21 protein-coding genes are annotated in these 21,391 nt (G+C 33.1%); 13 read left to right on the top strand and 8 right to left on the bottom strand.

What is annotated here, in order from left to right; translation table 11 throughout:
• The first annotated feature begins 3 nt into the window (after positions 1-3).
• The 3 genes from LG649_RS04610 (at position 4) to LG649_RS04600 (ending at position 5,858) form a co-directional block, all read left to right on the top strand.
• The gene (locus LG649_RS04610) at positions 4-669 is read left to right on the top strand and encodes a response regulator transcription factor (RefSeq protein WP_226541520.1); all 666 of its coding nucleotides are present in this window, start codon (positions 4-6) and stop codon (positions 667-669) included.
• Positions 670-903: 234 nt separating this feature from the next.
• Positions 904-4,425, top strand: coding sequence for a nitrate reductase (locus tag LG649_RS04605; RefSeq protein ID WP_226541517.1), 3,522 nt, complete (start codon positions 904-906; stop codon positions 4,423-4,425).
• Positions 4,425-5,858 (top strand): rubredoxin domain-containing protein, encoded by a 1,434-nt coding sequence (locus tag LG649_RS04600; RefSeq protein WP_226541504.1) that lies wholly within the window; start codon positions 4,425-4,427, stop codon positions 5,856-5,858. The genes LG649_RS04605 and LG649_RS04600 overlap by 1 nt, the downstream gene beginning before the upstream one ends.
• Positions 5,859-5,979: 121 nt before the next feature.
• Here the strand turns inward: LG649_RS04600 and moaA are convergent, their stop codons facing one another.
• The 8 genes from moaA to LG649_RS04560 all read right to left on the bottom strand — a co-directional run bounded on the left by moaA (position 5,980) and on the right by LG649_RS04560 (position 11,724).
• Positions 5,980-6,987, bottom strand: coding sequence for a GTP 3',8-cyclase MoaA (gene moaA, locus LG649_RS04595; RefSeq protein ID WP_226541501.1), 1,008 nt, complete (start codon positions 6,985-6,987; stop codon positions 5,980-5,982).
• A 46-nt stretch (positions 6,988-7,033) separates the two neighbouring features.
• Positions 7,034-7,945, bottom strand: a complete 912-nt coding sequence (moaCB, locus tag LG649_RS04590; RefSeq protein WP_226541499.1) for a bifunctional molybdenum cofactor biosynthesis protein MoaC/MoaB — start codon at positions 7,943-7,945, stop codon at positions 7,034-7,036.
• A 209-nt stretch (positions 7,946-8,154) separates the two neighbouring features.
• Complete coding sequence (locus LG649_RS04585; protein ID WP_226541496.1) at positions 8,155-8,598, bottom strand: molybdenum cofactor biosynthesis protein MoaE; 444 nt, start codon at positions 8,596-8,598, stop codon at positions 8,155-8,157.
• Between the two features lie 52 nt (positions 8,599-8,650).
• Entirely contained in the window at positions 8,651-8,884 is a 234-nt protein-coding gene (locus LG649_RS04580; RefSeq protein ID WP_226541494.1) for a MoaD/ThiS family protein, read from the bottom strand.
• Entirely contained in the window at positions 8,868-9,452 is a 585-nt protein-coding gene (gene mobA / locus LG649_RS04575) for a molybdenum cofactor guanylyltransferase (RefSeq protein ID WP_226541491.1), read from the bottom strand. Before mobA ends, LG649_RS04580 begins: the two co-directional genes overlap by 17 nt.
• 1 nt (position 9,453) lies before the next feature.
• The gene (locus LG649_RS04570) at positions 9,454-10,158 is read right to left on the bottom strand and encodes a sulfite exporter TauE/SafE family protein (protein ID WP_226541489.1); all 705 of its coding nucleotides are present in this window, start codon (positions 10,156-10,158) and stop codon (positions 9,454-9,456) included.
• 37 nt (positions 10,159-10,195) lie between these two features.
• Positions 10,196-10,534: a winged helix-turn-helix domain-containing protein gene (locus LG649_RS04565; protein WP_226541486.1), complete on the bottom strand. Its 339-nt coding sequence runs from the start codon at positions 10,532-10,534 to the stop codon at positions 10,196-10,198.
• An 11-nt stretch (positions 10,535-10,545) separates the two neighbouring features.
• Positions 10,546-11,724, bottom strand: coding sequence for a molybdopterin molybdotransferase MoeA (locus LG649_RS04560; RefSeq protein WP_226541484.1), 1,179 nt, complete (start codon positions 11,722-11,724; stop codon positions 10,546-10,548).
• Between the two features lie 230 nt (positions 11,725-11,954).
• Here LG649_RS04560 and LG649_RS04555 point away from each other — a divergent pair, with 230 nt between their 5' ends.
• The 10 genes from LG649_RS04555 to LG649_RS04510 all read left to right on the top strand — a co-directional run bounded on the left by LG649_RS04555 (position 11,955) and on the right by LG649_RS04510 (position 21,351).
• Positions 11,955-12,695 carry a Crp/Fnr family transcriptional regulator gene (locus LG649_RS04555; RefSeq protein WP_226541481.1) on the top strand — a complete coding sequence of 247 codons (741 nt, stop codon included), beginning with the start codon at positions 11,955-11,957 and terminating at the stop codon, positions 12,693-12,695.
• Between the two features lie 251 nt (positions 12,696-12,946).
• Positions 12,947-13,360 carry a globin family protein gene (locus LG649_RS04550; protein WP_226541478.1) on the top strand — a complete coding sequence of 138 codons (414 nt, stop codon included), beginning with the start codon at positions 12,947-12,949 and terminating at the stop codon, positions 13,358-13,360.
• Positions 13,361-13,390: 30 nt separating this feature from the next.
• Positions 13,391-14,215, top strand: a complete 825-nt coding sequence (locus LG649_RS04545; RefSeq protein WP_226541476.1) for a c-type heme family protein — start codon at positions 13,391-13,393, stop codon at positions 14,213-14,215.
• A 56-nt stretch (positions 14,216-14,271) separates the two neighbouring features.
• On the top strand, positions 14,272-14,748 hold the full coding sequence (locus LG649_RS04540) for a hypothetical protein (protein WP_226541474.1): 477 nt from the start codon (positions 14,272-14,274) through the stop codon (positions 14,746-14,748).
• 8 nt (positions 14,749-14,756) lie between these two features.
• On the top strand, positions 14,757-15,785 hold the full coding sequence (locus LG649_RS04535) for a ferredoxin--NADP reductase (protein ID WP_226541471.1): 1,029 nt from the start codon (positions 14,757-14,759) through the stop codon (positions 15,783-15,785).
• Between the two features lie 15 nt (positions 15,786-15,800).
• On the top strand, positions 15,801-16,502 hold the full coding sequence (locus tag LG649_RS04530; protein ID WP_226541469.1) for a cytochrome c3 family protein: 702 nt from the start codon (positions 15,801-15,803) through the stop codon (positions 16,500-16,502).
• 338 nt (positions 16,503-16,840) lie between these two features.
• A complete protein-coding gene (locus LG649_RS04525) occupies positions 16,841-18,238 on the top strand; it encodes a CmpA/NrtA family ABC transporter substrate-binding protein (RefSeq protein WP_226541467.1) in 1,398 nt (465 codons plus the stop codon).
• Between the two features lie 139 nt (positions 18,239-18,377).
• The gene (locus tag LG649_RS04520; RefSeq protein WP_226541464.1) at positions 18,378-19,484 is read left to right on the top strand and encodes an ABC transporter permease; all 1,107 of its coding nucleotides are present in this window, start codon (positions 18,378-18,380) and stop codon (positions 19,482-19,484) included.
• Positions 19,485-19,674: 190 nt separating this feature from the next.
• A complete protein-coding gene (locus tag LG649_RS04515; protein ID WP_044631371.1) occupies positions 19,675-20,520 on the top strand; it encodes an ABC transporter ATP-binding protein in 846 nt (281 codons plus the stop codon).
• Positions 20,521-20,532: 12 nt separating this feature from the next.
• Positions 20,533-21,351, top strand: a complete 819-nt coding sequence (locus LG649_RS04510; protein ID WP_226541461.1) for an ABC transporter ATP-binding protein — start codon at positions 20,533-20,535, stop codon at positions 21,349-21,351.
• Positions 21,352-21,391: the final 40 nt, after the last annotated feature.

Below are 21,391 nucleotides of genomic sequence, written 5' to 3'. Positions count from 1 at the left end.
GTTATGGATGTTATAAATGTGGTTTTAGCCGATGATCATGTGTTAGTGCGTGATGGTATTAAGGCTTTATTAGAAGATCAAGATGGTATTAATGTAGTAAACGAAGCATCCGATGGTGTTGAAGCTATAAGTATAATTAACAACGAACAGCCTCATGTTTTAATTGTAGATATTCGTATGCCAAACAAAAATGGTATTGAGGTTGTTGGCGAACTTAAGCAAACACATCCAGATGTTAAAGCGTTGGTTTTGTCAATGCATGACTCAGAGGAATACGTAGTAAAATCTATTCAGGCAGGTGCAGATGGTTATATGCTTAAAGGGGCAAGTAAAGATGAATTTTTAAAAGCATTAAATACTGTTGCTTCTGGAGGAAAGTATTTTACAGGTGAAGTTTCTGCTATTTTGCTAAATAATTTTGTTAGTGGAAATGTTGATGCAGAAGCACCTAAACCGCAAATTAATAAAGAGGATCCTTTTAAGCTAACAAAGCGCGAAAAGCAAATTTTAGAGTTGGTTTTACAACTAAAAAATAATAAAGATATAGCTAAAGAGTTAGATATAAGTAAACGAACTGCAGAGGTACATAGATTTAACTTAATGAAAAAACTGGAGGTTAAAAATTTAATGGAACTAACCAATAAAGCTAAAGAATACCAGCTTATTTAAGTCAGTATAAGCTTAATATTAAGCGATTTATATTTTTTAGGGTATAAATCGCTTTCTTTTTGTCATATTCTTAAAAAGTAAAATTTCTTATTGTTAAAATCATATAAATTTAAAAATACGTATAAAATACTTAGAAAATTAAGTATTTATACGTATTTTTGATTTGTGCTATATTTTGGTTTGTAAAACAAATTCACATCAAAATTTACCTTAATTTAGAAGAAAACCTTTGATATGTTAAAAAAAGAAGTAAAAACAACATGTTCATATTGTGGTGTAGGCTGCGGAATTGTTATTAAAAAAGATAATAATGATAAGGTTTTTGTAGAAGGAGATAAAGATCATCCGGTAAATAAAGGTATGTTATGCAGTAAAGGTATGAATCTGCATTACGTAGCTAACGATACTTCCGATAGGATTTTGTATCCAGAAATGCGCTGGAGCCGTTCACATCCAAGAGAGCGTGTAAGTTGGGATGATGCTCTAGATAGAGCGGCAAGTGTTTTTAAAACAATTATAAAAAAATATGGCCCTGATAGTGTGGCGTTTTACGTGTCTGGTCAAAGTTTAACCGAAGAATATTATATAGCAAACAAATTAACTAAAGGCTTTTTAGGAACTAATAACATTGATACTAATTCCAGATTGTGCATGAGTTCTGCAGTTGTTGGTTATAAAAAAACATTTGGTGAAGATAGTGTACCTATTTCTTATGAAGATATTGAGTTGGCAGATTGTTTTTTAATTACCGGTGCAAACCCAGCTTGGTGTCACCCTATTTTATTTAGAAGAATAGAAAAACGTAAAGAAGAAAACCCGAACGTTAAAATTATTGTTGTCGATCCGCGAAAAACCGATTCGGCAAATTTTGCAGATATTCATTTACAACTCATTCCAGGAACCGATATTATTCTTTACAATGCTATTGCACGTTGTATATACGAACGCGGTTTAATAGATGAGAATTTTATAAACAATTACACCGATGGTTTTACAGCTTATAAAGAACTCATTTTTAAAACTTCGGTTAAACAAGCTTCTAAGCTTTGTGGTGTTCCCGAAAAAAGCATTCGTAAGGTTGCCGATGTAATAGGGCTTTCGAAAGGTTTTATTAGTATGTGGGCAATGGGGCTTAACCAAAGCGTTGTAGGAACCGATAAAAATGTATCACTCTTAAATCTTTCGTTAATTACAGGAAATGTAGGTAAGCCGGGAGCAGGTCCATTTTCATTAACGGGTCAGCCTAACGCCATGGGCGGTCGAGAAGTTGGTGGAATGGCAAATTTGTTAGCTGTTCATAAAGACTTGGCTAATGCAGAACATCGTCGCGAAGTCGCTCAGTTTTGGGGTGTTGAAGAAATTTCACCTAACCCCGGATTAACAGCAACCCAAATGTTTGATGCTTTAGAGTCTGGTAAATTAAAAGCCATCTGGATTGCATGTACAAACCCTTCGGTTAGTTTACCTAATTCGCATAAAATAGAAAAAGCTATGGCAAACTCTAAGTTTGTTGTGGTACAAGATATATCTCATAAATCGGATACTACAGAATATGCCGATTTACTTCTTCCAGCTGCTGGTTGGTTGGAAAAAGAAGGGACAATGACGAATTCCGAACGCCGAATTTCATACTTACCAAAAGAAATTCAAGCGCCCGGTGAGGCTAGACCAGATGTTGAAATTTTCTGCGATTTTGCACAACGTATGGGGTTTAGAGGTTTTAATTATAACAGCACGGAAGAAATTTACGATGAGTATTGTAGTATGACAAAAGGCACAAATATAGATGTCTCTTTTCTTAATTACGATCGTTTAAAAACTGAAGGTACTTTTCAATGGCCAGTTCCAGAATATAGACATCCAGGAACACCACGTTTGTTTGAAGATAAGGTGTTTTATACACCATCAAAAAAGGCAATTTTTAATATGCCTTCATCAATAGAAAATACGGCAGTAAAGCCAAACGATAATTTTCCTTTAGTGCTTACTACTGGTCGTGTGCGCGACCAATGGCATACCATGACTAAAACCGGCAAGGTAGCACGATTAAAAACACATTACCCAAAACCAGTTTTGGAAATTAACCCTGTCGATGCATATTTAAATAATATAAAAGACGGTGATATTACTCAAATAACCAGCGAAAATGGAGAGGTTCGTGTAAGAGCAAAGGTTACTAAAAATATAGCAAAAGGTGTGGTTTTTCTGCCTATGCATTGGGGTAAACAATTGCAAAACACTTTAAATCGAGCTAATAATTTAACGCATACGGTTATAGATCCAGTTTCAAAAGAACCTGATTTTAAGTACACTCGTGTTAAAGTTGTAAAATATAAAAAGCCAAAAGATAAAATTATAATTGTTGGAGCTGGAGCTGCTGCATTTAGGTTTGTGCAAAATTATCGTGAATTAAATGAAGTAGACGATATTCATGTGTTTTCAAAAGAGCCTAATTTATTTTACAATCGTGTGTTGCTTCCAGAATATGTAACCGATGAATTAAGTTGGGAACAATTGCTTAAAATCAAGAAATTAGAACTTTCTAAATTAGATATTAACGTGCATCCTGAAATGTTTATAATCGAAATAAACCAGAAAGAAAAATACGTAATAGATAGTAATAAAGAGAAGCATAATTTTGATAAACTTATTTTAGCAACAGGTAGTCGTGCCTTTGTGCCTCGTGATGTTCAAATAGATTTGCCAGGGCGATTTACTATGCGTAATAAAAAAGATGCAGATGATTTTAAAGCTTATTTAGAGGCTACAGGCTTACCACCAGAAGAACAACACGTGGTAATTGTTGGCGGAGGTTTGCTTGGTTTAGAGCTTGCAGCGGCAATGAAACATAAAAACGCTAAAATCACTATTATTCAACGGGCCTCAAGATTAATGGAGCGCCAGTTAGATAGTATTTCAAGCAAATTATTGTCATTAGATGTGCAGGAACGTGGCATACAGGTTTATTTTGATAATGAGGTAAGTACGGTTTTTGATGATGAAGATACAGGAGAATTAAATATTACCTTAAAAAGTGGTAAATTTTTAACAGCAAATGCTATTGTTTATGCTATTGGTACCATTCCAAATGTTGAAATTGCTAGAGAAAATGGTATTTTGTGCGGAAGAGGTGTTAAAGTAAATCAGCATTTACAATCTTCTAATCCAGATATTTTTGCTATTGGTGAAATTGCAGAATATAACAATCAGCTTTTCGGGATAACTTCGGCAGCAGAAGAGCAAGCTAATATTTTAGCTAATTTTATTGCAGGCGATTTAGGATCGTCTTACAACGGTTCTGTGCTCATGAATATTTTAAAATTTAACGATTTAAACTTATGTAGCATAGGAGAGATTAAAGTGCCCGAAAATGATGATAGCTACGAAGAAATAATTTTTACAGATATAAAAAAGCGCTATTATAAAAAATGTATAGTTAAAAACGATCTACTAATTGGTGCAGTTTTAATGGGTGATAAAAATGAGTTTGCCGAATTTAAATCGATGATTGAAAGTAAGATTGAAATGGCCGAAAAACGAGATACTTTGCTTCGTGGCGCATCAAATACAGAACCTGTAAAAGGTGAGTTAGTATGCTCTTGTAGTCAAGTGGGGGTGGGTAACATTCAAGAAGCTATTCGTGGTGGTTGTGCAGATTTTACAGAATTATGTAACTCTACAGGAGCTGGTTTAGGTTGTGGTAGTTGTAAAACCGAAGTAAGAGAAATTCTAAATAACTTTAAAGTTTTAGCGTAATGATAGAGCCATACAGATTACGAATTAATGGTGGTGTACTGTCGCCAGGAGAGTTAAAATATATTTGCGAAGCTGCAGAATATCTTGGGTTAGATGCTATTTCATTTGGCTCGAGACAAGATATTATTTTTCCCGAAGAAATAGACGAAAGTAAATTTAGCAAATTTGATAAAATTACCTTTGTTAAGCCAAAACGTGATAGTGTAGAGAATTTATCGTCTTCATATGTTTCTGCAGATATATTACCAAGTACGTCATGGTTAACTAGTGATAGGTATTTGTACATTATAGAGCAGTTTAAGCACGATTTAAAGTTACGTGTAAATGTTGCCGATCCTAAACAGCGCTTAGTGCCTTTGTTTACTGGTAATATTAATTTTGTGGCATCTCATCATCAAGATTATTGGTATCTATACATTCGTTTACCAGGGTGGAAAAAAACACAAATGTACCCAGCGCTTATATACAGTTGGGATATGGATAAAATAGAAATAGCGATTGAGCAAGTGCTTAAAGAAGACCCTGAAAATGTGGAAACAATTTTTCAGCTTGTTAGTGATGCAGTAGATACAAATAATAGAACTGTAGATAAGCCACTTGAAGTGCCATTTTACCCTTTTCCTTATTATGAAGGCATGAACCGAATTGGTGATAAATATTGGTTGGGTTTGTATTGGCGCAACAACCGCTACGATATTAAATTTTTAAAGTCACTTTGTGAAATTTGTGCAGAAAATAAAATTGGAAAAATATCTATTACTCCATGGAAAAGCTTTATAGTAAAAGGAATTCCGACAGAGTTTAAATTACAATGGGAGAAATTTTTAGGTAAGTTTGGTATAAATGTACGCCATTCTATGTTAGAAATGAATTGGCATATTCCGGTAAATGATAAAGATGCTTTAAACTTAAAAAAATACTTAGTAACTAATTTCGATCAAAATGATATTAGTACTTATGGTTTAACTTTTGGTATAACCAATTTTGATAGTACTACTTATAACTTTACCTCTATAGTTATTGAAAAAAATAAAGCACCAGAAGCTGTTGGAGATTTTATAATTAGAGATACTTATAATTTACTTTACGCTAAAAATTTCGATCCCAATACAAGAGAATATATAGTGCATGTTCAAGATGTGGATATGGTTGAGCTTCCTGGGTTATTAATGGAATTAAGTAAGCTGTATTTTGAAAATTTAGGAAATGAAAGCTCTGAATCAGAAGCCGAATTAGTTATTTCTGAAACTTTAGAGGAAGAAGTTTATCAATGTACTGAATGTTTAACAGTTTACAATAAGTTATATGGCGATATTACGCAAAATATTCTGCCAAACACTAGTTTTGAAGCCTTACCGGAAACATATAAATGTTCGTTGTGTGAGGCACCAAAGTCTAGTTTCGATAAAAAAGTTTTAATAAATAAAGTTTAATTTTTGGTTGAAGAAAGGATTGCAATTTGTCGGTTTGAGGTTTTTAGTTAGTTAAAACTTAAGAAGTAGTGAGAGGCATTCTCTTGTTTAATTTTTAAAAAAATTCTTAAACTGGCTTTTGCTATCCACCAATAGTTATCATGCTTCTGTTTTTGGTATGAAGCTGAGGTTTTTCTAGCTTTTTTAATGTGTCCATACCGCCACGTATTTTAAACTTGGCTTCTATGGCTTTTTTAATAACAGGTTCTATGGAGTTTCCTTGGCGAAGTGTTGTTAGTAAATCTGATTCTTCAGCGGAAAATAAACAATTTTTTAATTGGCCGTTTGCAGTTAATCTAAGTCGGTTACATGAATCACAAAACGGATTGGTAACAGAACTTATTATGGCGAAACTTCCTTTGTAACCATTAATTTTATAGTTTTTAGAGGTGTCGTTTGGCGCATCTTGTAATCTTAAAATATCATTTTGTGTAAATTCTGCCTCGGCATATTGCATAACTTCAGCATAAGATATCATTTTACTTTTATCCCATTTATTGCCATCAAAAGGCATAAACTCAATAAATCGAACCGAAATAGGTAGGTTTTTAGTGAATTTTATAAAATCTACTATTTCATCTTCATTAAAGTCTTTCATTAAAACCGCATTAAGTTTAATATTAAAGCCTTCGTTTATAAGTTTTAAAATGTTGTTATAAACTTTATCGAAATTGTTTCGGCGCGTTATATGTGTAAACTTTTCTTTGTTGAGTGAATCTAAACTAACATTAATGTTTTTAACACCATAGGTTTTTAAATCATCAATAAATCTATCAATAATTACAGCGTTGGTGGTTATAGAAAGTTCTACGGGTAGTGTGGCTAATTTTTTTAAAATAACCGTAAAATCTTTTCTAACAAGGGGTTCGCCTCCAGTTAATCTAATTTTGGTTATACCATTATCTACAAAGGTTTTTGCTATGCTGTAAATTTCTTCGTAGGTCATTAAGTGGCTTTTTGGTGATAACGGTACACCGTTTTCGGGCATGCAATACGTACAGCGTAAATTACACCTTTCGGTAAGCGAAATGCGCAGGTAAGTGTGTTGCCTGCTAAATTTATCTGTTAATATGTTTTTATTTTTGTTCATTTATTCGCTTAGTTTAACTACTAGTTAAATTTTGTAAATACGTTGTTTAGTCGTGTCTTGCACCTGCCAATACGCCATAACTATGCAAAACGGAAGGGAAAATAGCATCCATAGATTCTTTAGCACCATTGGTTGATCCTGGAAGCGCTAAAACTAAGGTGCTTCCAATGGTTCCTGCAATGCTTCGAGATAGCATAGCAAAAGGCATGCGTTGTTGGCCATAACTTCTAATGGCTTCTTCTATTCCTGGAATTCGCCTGTCTAAAATTGGAAGTAAAGCTTCTGGTGTTACGTCTCTAGCCGAAAGGCCAGTGCCGCCTGTGTAAATTACTAAATCTATATTGTTTTCATGATACATTTTTAATTTACTTTGAATGGCATCAACTTCATCTGGAATAATTACGTATTCAGAAATTTTAACTTCGCAAGATTTTAGTTTTTCAATAATGGCTTTTCCTGCTTTATCTTCTTTCTGTCCTGCAGAAATACTGTCGCTGCAAACTATTACTGCAGCGGTTAAATCTTTTTTAAAGCGGTTTTTGTAATCAGATTTTCCACCTTTCTTTTTCAATAATTTTATAGCATGTATTTCTATGCCTTTATCAATTGGTTTTAGCATATCGTACATGTTTAAAGCTACAACACTAGCACCGTGCATAGCTTCAACCTCTACGCCGGTTTTATAAATGGTTTTTACAGTAAAAATAATATGAATGTTTAACCCGTCAATTTCATATTCAACGCCAGTAAACTCAATAGGTAATGGGTGGCAATCTGGTAAAATGTCTGGTGTGCGTTTAACACCTAAAAGTCCAGCGGCTTTGCTCATGGCAAATACATGGCCTTTTGGCACGGTGTTGTTTTTAATAGCGTCTATAGTTTCTGGTTTGCTAACCTTAACGGTTGCTTGGGCTATGGCTGTTCTAAGTGTTGTGTTTTTATGAGTGATGTCTACCATTTTATTATTTTGTATTGTATAATTTTTATTGATTATTTTCTGCTTGCTATTTTTCTTGAAGCAATGAAAGTAGAGGTCAATTCGCTAGATTATTTCAATAAATAGTTGATTTTATTTTCTAAATATGTTTTAGGTAAATAATCAGTCAATTTAATGCAATTATGAGCAAAAATTTTTGTACGTTTTTTTAAGGCTTCTTTCATAATAAATCAATTATTAACTTTCCATTGATGCGATTGGTCTTCGAAAATTTCTTTGCCAAAAACGGGAACATGTGCTTTTATTTCTTCAACTACATATTCTAGAGCTTTAAAAACTACTTTACGGTGTGGTGCCGAAACAAAAACAAAAAGGCAAATTTCACCAGCTTTAACTGTGCCTAAACTGTGGTAAATATGCATGCAAGTGAGCTGGAATTTGTTAAAAGTTGCTTCTCGAATATCATGAAACTTTTGGTTTGCCATGTCTTGGTAAGCTGTATATTCTATGGCAGAAACGGTTTTACCATTAACCACATCGGCACGAACCTGCCCAAGAAAAATATTATGCGCGCCAATACTTGTTTTGCTTTGGTGCTTGTAAATGCTATTTCCTATGAATTCTGATGAAATAGGGCCTTCTTTAAATACGTTTTTTATGTTTTTACTTTTCATATGCTTTTTTGAGTTTTGCTATTCTTCCGCGAAAGCGAAAAAAATAAATTATTTATCCGCCTGCAAAAGGAGGTAATAGTGCGATTTCGGCTCCAGATATTTTTGTGTTTAAAGAAACTAATTCTTGATTTTGAGCAATTTGAAAGCCTAAATCTTTTAATTTTATATATTTTGTTTGCAGCGTATTTAATACATCGGCAATTTGATTGCCTGAAACTTCTAGGGTTTCTTCGGTTTTATGGGTAACTTCCACTATTTGCCCGAAATATTTAATAGTTATTTGCATTTTTTATAGCTTTAAGTTCGTTAGGTGTGTTTATGTTGGTTGTGGTTTGTTGTTCGTTATTTTTTAAAACTATTTGTTTTGTTTTAAGCGATTTTAAAACCATTTGCAATCGTTTTTCATTATTTTCTAATGCGTTTTTAAAAGTGTTACTACACGATTTTTTGTATAACCCAATTAGTGGCATAAGTTTGTTGTTGCTTTTGGTTAAAACAGCATCAAAATTATCAGGTATTTCATTTAATAGCTTTTGTAATATTTCGGTTTTAATTAATGGAATATCGCAGCTTAAAATTAAATTCCACTTGGTTTTTGATGCGGTTAAACCTGAATAAATTCCTGATACCGGACCAGAATTTTTAATGGTATCAGGAATTCTTTCGCAATTAAAAATATTATAATCTACATTATCAGAAACTATTAAAACCTGAGTGGTTAATGGTTTTAGGGCTTCAATGCTATACTCTACAAAATGTTTACCATCTATTTTTAAAAAACCTTTATCGGTTCCCATTCTAGAGCTTTTTCCGCCGGCTAAAACAATGCCTGTTATGTTGTTTTTGTTAGTCATTTTAAGTTAAAATCAATTTAAAACAGGCAATTACTAGTACAAAAGCTAAAATGTGTCGTAGCTTTTTGTTGTTTAATTTTTTACTGCCAAAATAGCCTCCTAAAGTTCCGCCAATTAAAGCAACAATAATTAGTATAAATGATTCGGATTTAATGGTAACACCGCTACTAATTTGCCCAATTAATCCAGATGCAGAATTTACCCAAATAAATAATGCTGAAACTGCTGCGGCTTCCTTCATTTTACCCCAATGTAATAGTAAAATTACTGGGGTTAATATTATGCCGCCTCCAATACCTATTAAGCCTGAGAAAAACCCGATTATGCCGCCAACAATAAGTCCTTGCCATAGTTTTAAAGGTTTTATGTTTTCTTTTTTATTGCCAAAAACATTAAGCATTTTTAAAATAGCAAATATGAGTAATATGGCTAATATTTTCTTGTATATGGAGGCGTCAATTTCAATGGTTCCGCCTAAAAATGCACAAGGAATTGAGGTAATAGCGAATGCTAAAAACAGTTTTTTATTAAAATGTCCTGCTTTAAAATAATAGTAAAACGATATGCCAGCCACAAATAAGTTAAGTAGTAAAGCGGTGGGTTTCATGGTTTCTGGAGCAAATGAAAATAAGGCCATTAATGCTAAATAGCCACTTGCTCCACCATGTCCTACACTGGCGTATAGAAATGATACAATTGGTAACATTGTTAGGAAAATATATATGTTTTCGGTTTGAAGCATTTTATAAACTATCTATTTTTTGTATTTGTTTGTCTAAAAAATCCCAGCAATTTTGGTTTATTTCGTCAAAGGCTCGAATTAAAGATATGCCGTAATCTGTTAACTCTGCACCGCCACCACCTTTGCCGCCAATGCTATTTATTGTCACTGGTTTTTTTGCTGATTTGTTTACAGAATCTAAAAGAGTCCATGCTTTTTTATATGAAATGTTTAGCGATTTAGCAGCTTTCGAGAGTGACCCTGTTTTGGCTATGGCTTTTAATAGTTGTACGCGACCTTGGCCAAGAAGCACATTGTTGTCTGCTTCAATCCATATTCTACTTTTAATTTTATAGCTCATATTATTAAGGTTTAAACAGGTAGTAAAATGGTTTCAACGGTGTCGTTTATTTTTACTTCTTGCGTATCTTCAGGAATAAAAACTAAAGCATTTGATAGGGCAAAAGTTTGAAGCATTGATGAGTTTTGACCTTCAAGAATTTCTACTTTCCCTTCAGAATATATTGCTTTTAAAAATTGTGGACGATCACCTTTTTTTGTGAAGTTACAACTTGATATAGCTTGTTTTCTAGGTAATTCTATTTCGGTTCTGTTCATCATTTTTTGTAAAGCCATGTATACATAAATGTAAAAACAGCTTAATGCTGCTGCCGGATTTCCGGGTAATGCAAAAATAGAGGTGTTGTTTTTTTTTCCGAAGAATAAAGGTTTTCCAGGTTTTTGTTTAACCTTATAAAATATCTCGTTAACTTTTAATTCTTTTAACGCTTTCCCAACAAAATCGTAATCACCAACAGAGATGCCGCCTGTAATTATTGCCAAGTCGTTTGTTTTAATTACTGAATTTAAGAGTTGTAATGTTTTTTCGTAATTGTCTTCAACTTTATGAAGCGTAACGTTGTAAAATTTTAAACCATATAAAGCGGTTTGAAGCATTTTAGAGTTGCTCTCGTAAATTTGCCCGTGTTTTAGTGGTGTTCCGGGTTCAACAAGTTCGTTGCCTGTTGTAATAATAGCAATGTCTGGTTTTTTAATTACTGAAACTTCGGTAATTCCCAAAGACGTTAAATAGCCAATTGCGGCCGGGTTTAATTTGGTTTCTTTTTTTAAAGCAATGTCTCCTTTTTTTACTTGCTCGCCTAATGGTCTAATATTTAAATTTTGAGTAATATTATGCTGCACAGTAATTTGTTTTCCATTGGTTTTAACTTTCTCTTGCATCATTATAGCATTTGCTGTGTCTGGAACAGCTGCGCCAGTAAAAATTCTAACGGCTTCACCTGGTTTTAAAATAGGCTGGTGTGGGTCGCCGGCTTTAACTTCATCAATTAATTTATAAGTTAAGCTATCGTGTAAGTTTAAAGCATAACCGTCCATAGCAGATTGTCTAAATGGTGGCATGTTAATAGGGGAAATTATATTGTTTGCTAGAACATAACCATTTGCTTTTTCAATAGTTTTGATGGTTGTTTTAAAGCTGGGCGAAATACTTGCTTTTATTTTTGAAATAGCGTCATTTATAGTAATCATTTTATTTCGTTATGTTTTAGTAAATATAACGCTTTTTTATAGTAAAGGTTGTTTTGTGTGTTTTTTTTAGTGAAAAGCTTTTTAATATAGATGTTAATTTTGAATTTCATAAATAAGCTTCATTTTATTTGCATATTTTATAAAAATAAGTACAAACACAAAAAACTAAGTATAATTACTTATATTTGGTATTGAAAAATAGTTATTTGTAATTTTAGTTAATATTTGTGATGCCTAACACTTCTTCTATTATTAAGAAAAGAGCAGCTTTTGATGTAAGTTGTGAGGTCTGTGAAAATTACAATTGTTTAATAAAAAAAAATTTGCTTTTAACAGCAGGTTCTGATGCTTTACTAAAAAGAAATATACGCTGCAAAAAAGGGCAGCAATTTGTTATAGAAGGGGCTCCTGTTAATGGTTTGTTCTTTGTTTTAAAAGGGAAGGTAAAGGTTTTTAGAACCGGTATTAATGGAAAAGAGCAAATAGTTCGTTTTGCAAAAGAGGGTGAAATTATCGGTCACAGGGGGTTTGGTACAGAAGAATACTATTCTATTGGTGCCATAGCAATTGAAAACACTATTTTATGTTATTTTTCAAAATCGGTTTTACAAGAGGCTTTATTGTCTAATGCGAAATTAGCTTACGATTTTATGATGTTTTATGCAGATGAATTAAATAGAAGTGAATCTAAAGTTAAGTCTATTTCTCAAATGACGGTTAGGGAACGAGTAATAGATACTTTGTTGTATATTCATAGGAAATTCGGAGTAAATAAGGGTTATTTAGATGTTGTTTTAAGTCGAAAAGAATATGCAGATCATGCAGGTACTACAGAGGAGCAAGTTATTCGTGTGTTTTCTGCTTTAAAAACAGAAAAATTAATTTCAGCAAGTGGAAAAAAAATAGCAATTAACGATATTCAAGGATTAAAAAATGAAATTAGTGAACATAATTTTTATTTAGATAGTTAGCGCACTTTTACCAACAACCATAAATAGGAGCTGTACTTTGTTGTGCGGCTTTTTTTTGTTTTTATAGCTTTTTGTTTAATATTTTCACATGTTATAATCTGTTTTTTTACAGCTTTTTACTTGTTTAAAAAGAGGTGAATAGCATATAATTCCTCATACTTAGTTTTAAATAGTCGCTTTAAATTTGTTAAGTATAAATACGTATTTATGCTTAATCAATTTATGTATTGTTAAACTAACTTAAAAATATTATGGAGCAAAAAACAGTAGCACTTGTGCAAACCTCGTTCGAGAAAGTAAAACCTATAGCATCTACAGCGGCTGACATTTTTTATACTAAACTTTTTGAATTAGACCCAAAGTTAAAACCTTTATTTCCTAATAGCAGTGAAGCTATGAAGCAGCAAGGAAATAAATTAATGACTATGTTGGGTGCTGCGGTTGCTGGGTTAAGTAATCTAGATGCGTTAATTCCTGTTTTACAAGATTTGGGTAAACGTCATGTTGGTTATAAAGTCGAGCAAAGTCATTATGATACTGTTGGTACAGCATTATTAGGAACATTAGAGGCTGGACTTGGGGATGATTTTACAACTGATGTGAAAGAAGCTTGGGCTACTGTTTATGGTACTATGGCAGATGTTATGATTAAAGCGTCTTATTAAAAAACATACAATAAACTTAAAATTAATACAATGAAAACTTTTTATAAACTAAAATTTATATATCCATTATTGGCTTCATTAATAGTTGTGTCATGCGGTGGCGTTCCTGAAGAAAAAGCAGAATTACAAGGTGAAGAAAATGTTTTTTCTGTTGAAGAAGTTCTAGAAATGGTGGCTAAAGAGAACGATGTAACACGTACACTATATACTAAAGCTATTGTTGGTAAAGGTAAACTACAAGGTATGAAATTTGATGAAGATTGGCGAAAAGACAAAGTTGAAGCGGGGCCATTGCCAGCATTGTTTTTACGTGGTGTAGCAACTAGTATTAAAAAAAGCCCTGTGCCGTTGGGGTTGTATTTGGGGTCAGATCATCCTGTTAATGCTGCTAATAAATTTGAAGGTAAGCAAGCGAAATTGTTTGAAGAAATTAAAGAAAACCAAGAACCTAAGTTTTTTTATGACGATTCGCAACAGTTGCACACGGCTATGTTTGCAGATTTGGCTAGTGCCGGAGCCTGTGTTTCATGTCATAATGAGCATCCACAAACAACAAAATCTGATTGGAAACTAGGTGATGTTATGGGGGCAACCACTTGGCAATACCCTAAAGATTCGCTTACCTATAAAGAAACTGTAGCGGTTTTAAATTCTTATGCAAAAGGTACGGTTGATATTTATATGGAATACTTAGATGAAATTGAGCATTTTAAAGAAAGTGAGAAGCCAGAAATTGGTAATAAGTGGCCCCAAGATGGAAAATATTTGCCAACTGCAGAGGTGTTTTTAGATAGTGTGAAAAAATTATCGTCTTACGAAACGATGAAGCACTTAGTTTCATTGAATAAAAAATAATTTAATTAAGTATTCTAATTACATCGGTAATAGTTAATTTTTTACAATCCGTTTTTATGGCATTAAGTAAAACCAGCGTTTTAGGAATTATTTTTTTTCTAACTTTTGTTATTCAGTTTCTTTTTAAACTCAATTGGGAATGGTTGTTTCAATTGCAACAACAAGAAATGTATAAAAGGTGGACGGGTTTACTTCTTGCTGTTTTTGTGTTGTTTCAATGGTTGTTATCGTTGGTTAGGACAGTTAAAACATTAAAGAAGTTTGCAGTTAATATGCAAGAAATTCATAAGTGGCTTGGTGCAATTAGTCCGTTATTGTTCTATATCCACAGCATAGGATTGGGTTATGGGTATTTGCTTTTGTTGTCGTATATTTTTCTTGCTAATACCGTTCTGGGGTATTTTAATTTAGATGTAGTTAAGAAAAGTGGAGAAATTTATTTTAAAGGCTGGATGATTGCGCATGTTGCACTTTCTTTAATAATAGCCATACTCATGGTGTTTCATATTACAATGGTGTTTTATTATAAATAAGCTTTAAAATGAAATTAGTAGTAAAAGAACTCATTGAAGAAACTCCCGAAGCATTAACTATATCTTTTAAAAACGGTAATTTTTTTAAAAAGTTAAGTTATAAGCCAGGGCAGTTTTTAACATTACATGTTCTCATAAAAGGAGAAATTCATAAAAGAGCTTATTCGTTTTGTAGCAACCCATATACAGATAAAGATTTAAAAATTACAATAAAGCGTGTTCAAGGTGGTTTAGTGTCTAACTACGTACACGATTACTTAAAAGTTGGAGATAAGTTAAGTGTAGATAATCCTGCGGGTAGTTTTTGTGTTATTCCAGAAAAAAGTAAAAATGAACAATATGTGTTATTTGCTGGAGGTAGTGGTATAACTCCCATATTTTCAATAATAAAATCTATTTTAACAGAAGAAGAGGGATCTAATATATTATTGATTTATGCCAATCAAAATGCTAAATCTATTATTTTTCATCAAGAAATAAAACAGTTAATAGCTTTGAATCCTAAGAGGTTTAATGTAGAGCATGTTTTATCTAACTGTGAATCTTGTTCTGGAAACTACAGTCAAGGGCAAATAACAAACACTTTACTAAAAAATATTTTTGCTAAGTATAATTTAGGTTTTAATAATCATCAATACATGATTTGCGGTCCTAATGGTTATATGGAAAAGGTAAAAGAAATTTTGAAAGAAAATGGAATTACTCGAGAGCAAATTAAACTTGAAGTATTTAAAGCTCCAAAAGTTAAATTAACTGGCAAAAATTTACTTAGCGAAGTGGTTTTAAAACTAAAAGGGGAAGAATATAATTTGTCGGTAAGAGGCGATAAATCAATACTTCAGCAGGCATTGTCTGATAATGTGGTAATACCTTATTCATGTAGGTCGGGTATGTGTTCTTCATGTAAGGCAAAATGTCTTGAGGGTGAGGTAAAAATGATAGATGGCCATATAATGCCTCACGAAGAGGTTTCTGCAGGAAATATTTTAACCTGTGTTTCATATCCGGTAAGTGAAAAAGTTGTTATAGAATTTTAAAAAAAAATATAGTTCATGTTTAGTATAAGTCCATTAAGAACAAGGCAAGTTATAGGTGGGATAATAGGTTTAGTTGTTGGGGCTTTAGTATTCGTTTTGCTTTCCTTGGAATCTAATGAGGAGTATGTTTCTGTTGGTCCCATGAATACAGGACATGAAGAGCTTTCGTGTTTTGCTTGTCATGCAGATGCTAAAGGTAATTTAATTCAGCAAGTACAGTCAAATACATCTCATGCTTTTGGTTTTAGAGAAGAAGGTGTAGATTTTGGAACACAGGATGTAACTGCGAATAATTGTTTAGAATGTCATGATAGGCCAAACGACAGGCATCCTATTTATCGATTTTCAGAACCGCGATTTAGTGATGCTATTAAAAATATTGATGCAACTACTTGTGTAACGTGTCATTCAGAGCATCATGGGGAGCGTGTTACTCTTGGTAAAATTGATTATTGCATGAATTGTCATCAAGATTTGTCTGTTGAAAGCGATCCGTTGGATATATCTCATAAAGATTTAATTTCTCAAGAAAAATGGGAAACATGTATCCAATGTCATGATTTTCATGGAAATCATAGATACGAAGTGCCAACACAAATGAAGGATACATTTTCTTTAAAATCGATTAGTAACTATTTAAAAGGAGATAAAGATCCTTACGGAATGGATAAAAAATACACGGCACTTTCTCAAGAAGAATGGTTGAAGAAAAAATAACAATCAAAATTCATTATTATAGATGTTTTAAGGTTTTGTTATTTTAAATCATTTGCACTTTCTCTTTTCTGAAATTTTATTACTACGTAGTGTTGTGCTTAAAAATAAGTACGGTTATTTCTTGGTTTTACGTATGTGCTCAGGTGTTTGTGCTTGTGTGCTTTGTTTGTTAAATAATTGATTATAAGGTATTTTTGAGTAAAAAACTGTTTTTTAGCAGGTTATTAACTGTTCAAAAAGCTATCAATTCATGGTTAAATGCATACGTAGTTTATAATTCTACGTATATCTTTGTTAAAAATAAGTATTTGTACTTAGAAACATAAAGCTAAAATAAAATGAAATCACAATTAATTAAATTAACAAGTCTTGCAGCACTTTCCTTAGTTATGTTTGCTTGTGGAGGCAAAGATTCTAAAAAGAAGACTGAAGAGGTGGCGGCTGTAGCCGAAACATCTAAAACCAAGACCTTAGAAATTGAAAAACCACAATTAACATTCGGTTTTATTAAATTAACAGATATGGCGCCTTTAGCCATTGCTAAAGAAAAAGGATTTTTTGAAGATGAAGGTTTATTTGTTTCTGTTGAAGCGCAATCTAACTGGAAAAATGTATTAGATCGTGTAATTGATGGACAATTAGATGGTTCGCATATGTTAGCAGGACAGCCAATTGCTGCTGGTGCAGGTTTTGGTCGTCAAGCAGATTTAGTTACACCATTTTCAATGGATTTAAATGGAAATGGTATTACTGTATCTAACGATGTTTGGAGCAAAATGAAGCCAAATGTGCCAACAGGAGAAGATGGAAAACCAGTACACCCAATAAAAGCTGAAGCTTTAAAGCCAGTAATTGCTGATTATAAAAATTCAGGTAAAGCATTTAAAATGGGTATGGTATTCCCAGTTTCCACACACAACTACGAAATTCGTTATTGGTTAGCTGCTGCTGGAATTCACCCAGGAATGTATACTGCTGAAAATGTACAAGGGCAAATTGATGCCGAAGTTTTACTTTCTGTAACACCACCACCACAAATGCCAGCAACTTTAGAGGCAGGAACAATTTACGGATATTGTGTAGGTGAGCCATGGAATCAACAAGCAGTATTTAAAGGTATTGGAGTTCCTGTAACTACAAACTACGATATCTGGAAAAATAATCCAGAAAAGGTGTTTGTAATGACAAAAAAGTTTGTTGAAGAAAATCCTAACACTGCAATTGCGGTAACTAAAGCATTAATTCGTGCTGGAAAGTGGTTAGACGAGCCAGGAAACAGAGCTGAAGCCGTAAAAATATTATCAATGTCTCAATACGTAGGTGCAGACGAAGCGGTATTAGCAAACTCTATGACAGGTACTTTCGAGTTTGAAAAAGGTGATAAGCGCGAAATGCCAGACTTTAATGTATTCTACAAATACAATGCAACATATCCATTCTATTCAGATGGTATTTGGTTCTTAACTCAAATGAGACGTTGGGGACAAATTCCAGAAGCAAAACCAGCAGAATGGTATGCAGAAACTATTAAAGATATTTACAGACCAGATATTTGGAAAAAAGCAGCAGATCTTTTAGTTGAAGAAGGACATATTCCTGCTAGCGATGTGCCAACAACAGATGGTTATAAGCCAGCAACAACAGATTTTATAGATGGTAAAACATATGATGCTAAAGATCCAATAGCATATATAAACAGTTTCTCAATAGGAAATAAAGATAAAGCAGTGCAATAAGCTGTAAAAAAGTAAAGTGGTTTTATTGGTTTGTTATTCCTGATGAGGATTATCTCCAATATTTCAGGAATTACAAACTATAATAGTCACTTAATCTTTAATATTTATACTTAAACACAAACCAATAAAATTAGTAATCATGAGTCAAAGTTTAACATTAAATAAAATATCTAAGTTTATGGGATTAGGTTTTATATCTACCCTTAAAGATTTATTTTCCGGAAATTTAGGAAAACAAGACTATTTAAAGATTTTAAGGAAATTTATTGTTCCAATTTTATCTATATTTTTATTTATAGGAATATGGCATTTAGGAGCAAAAGCGTTATACAACAAGGAAGCCGAGTTTAAAATTGAAAAAGCTTTAACCGAACAAGGTCAGGCAGCAGCAGATGCTTTAAAAGCATGTATAGCTTCTGGAGATATTAGTTGCCAGCCAAATACTTTACCATCACCTTCACAGGTTTGGGCATCTTACAAATCGCTTTTAGATGATCACTTTTTAATTAGAGCAGATAAATTAGCATTTAAAGAAAAAACAGCAGCATTAAATGAAAAACGTGTTGCAGCAGGTAAAGATCCTATAGTTTATACAGGAAGACCATCGTTTGTAGATCAAATTTTTAGAAGTTTAAAAACGGTATTTGCCGGTTTCTTTTTAGCCTTATTAATTGCAGTGCCTTTAGGAATATTTATAGGTTTAAGCCCAACGTTAAAAAGTGCTTTTAACTGGTTTATTCAAATATTTAAGCCTGTATCTCCAGTAGTTTGGTATTTATTAGTGTTCATGATTGTTAAAACTTTACTTATAGATTCTAGCGAAGATAGCTCGTTTACCATTTCGTTTATTAGTGTTGGGTTGTGTTCTATGTGGGCCACTTTAGTAAATACAGCAATGGGAGTGTCTACGGTAGATAAAGATTATATAAATGTTGCAAAGGTTTTAAAATTAGGACCTTTTCAAAAAGTATTTAAAGTGGTTTTACCATCGTCGTTACCATTAATTTTTACAGGTTTAAAAATTACATTATCTGTAGCGTGGATGGTTTTAATTGCTATTGAGTTATTAGCACAAAGTCCTGGTTTAGGTTTATTTGTTTGGGAAGAGTTTCAAAATGGAGCTAACGATTCTAACGCCAAAATTATAGTTGCCATGTTTGTTATTGGTATTATAGGTTTCTTGTTAGATCGATTAATGTTGTTTATACAAAACACGGTGTCTTTCGATAAAACAGACGCAATTTAATTGTTGGTTTTATTGCAAACCGATAGTTAGTAATAAAGTTTAAAATTTTGTAGAAATCTCGTGTTAGGGATTGAGGCGGCATCCTTTTTTATGTCAGTTCTAGTGTGCAGCGATAGCGAAACAACAGAACCAATAAAAAAGATATAGCCGAAAGCCCGACCTGGAAGGGAACACCCAAAACTTAAATAAAATGGCATATTTAGAATTAAATAATATAAATAAAACATATGGTACTGGCGATAATGCTTCAGAAGTATTATCGAATATAAACCTAACCATAGAAGAAGGTGAGTTTGTGGCTATTGTTGGGTTTACTGGAAGTGGTAAAACAACTTTGGTAAACTTAATTAACGGACTTATTACGCCTACATCGGGCGAGGTGCTTTTTAAAGGACAAAAGGTTGAAGGTACTAGCCATGAGCGTGGTGTTATTTTTCAGAATTATTCCTTATTACCATGGTTAACTGTGGGGCAAAATGTATATGTGGCGGTTAAAGAGGCTTTTCCTAAAAAGAGCAAAAAGGAGTTACAAGAGTTGGTTGCCGAATATATTGAAATGGTAAGTTTAACACCAGCTATAAATAAACGCCCAAAAGAATTGTCGGGTGGTATGCGCCAGCGTGTATCGGTTGCAAGAGCTTTAGCTATGGATCCAGAAATGATTATTATGGATGAACCACTAGGTGCGCTTGATGCCTTAACGCGTGGAAATTTACAAGACGAAATTTTAAATATTTGGAGCCGTAACAAGCGTACTGCCTTACTTATTACAAATGATGTAGATGAAGGTATTTATATGGCAGATCGCATTATTCCGTTACGTCCAGGGCCAAAAGCAACTTTGGGACCAGAATTTAAAATTGATATTGAAAGACCTCGCGATAAAACCGAGCTTAACGATAATGCTAATTTTAAAGAAACCAGAAACGCCATTATTGAATATTTAATGGATATAGGAGATTCTCGCAAAGCGGAAGCGAATGCACCTATTGAATTGCCAGATTTACAACCAAAAAGCTTTGTAGGACGTTTTTAAAACCTTGAAATTATGATAACTCAAACACAAAATATAACAGAAAATGGCATTATTTTTCCTTCGGAAGATGTGATGCTAGACTTAAAAGATTTAAAGAAAGTTTACCCAACACCAAAAGGTGATTACGTGGTGCTAGAAAACTTAAATCTACAAATTAAAAAGGAAGAGTTTGTTACTATAATTGGGCATTCGGGTTGTGGTAAAACAACTATGCTTTCCATGATAGCAGGTTTAAACGAAATTTCTGGTGGTAATATTTCGGTTTTAGGAAACCATATTAAAGGTCCGGGTCCAGATCGTGGTGTTATTTTCCAAGCGCCAAGTTTAATGCCTTGGATGACGGCCTTACAAAACGTGCTTTTGGGTGTAAACCAAGTGTTTCCTCATGCTACCAAAGCACAGCGCAACGATATAGCTAAATATTATTTACAAAAAGTAGGTTTAGAAGATGCTTTTAATAAACGTGCCAGCGAACTTTCTCAAGGCATGCAGCAACGTGTTGGTATTGCCAGAGCATTTGCTATAAAACCAAAAGTATTGCTTTTAGATGAGCCTTTTGGAATGCTAGACTCTTTAACTCGTGGCGAATTACAAGATATATTAATTGAAATCTGGAATAAAGAAAAAATTACTGCCGTAATGATTACGCACGATGTAGATGAGGCTATTTTTCTTGCCGATAGAGTGGTGATGATGACTAGTGGTCCTCGTGCAAAAATTGGAGATGTTTTAAGTATTGATTTTGAACGTCCAAGAACACGAAAAGCGGTTTTAGAGCACGACGATTATTACAAATATCGCAAACATTTAATTGACTTTTTAGAGCATTAAAAAAACTAACAAAAAATATAAACTAACACAAAACGTAAAA

Origin of the sequence: Neotamlana laminarinivorans (genome assembly GCF_020523925.1) — a bacterium.
In the GTDB taxonomy this organism is placed as follows: Bacteria; Bacteroidota; Bacteroidia; order Flavobacteriales; family Flavobacteriaceae; genus Neotamlana; species Neotamlana laminarinivorans.
This window is presented reverse-complemented; position numbering and strand designations above follow the sequence as displayed.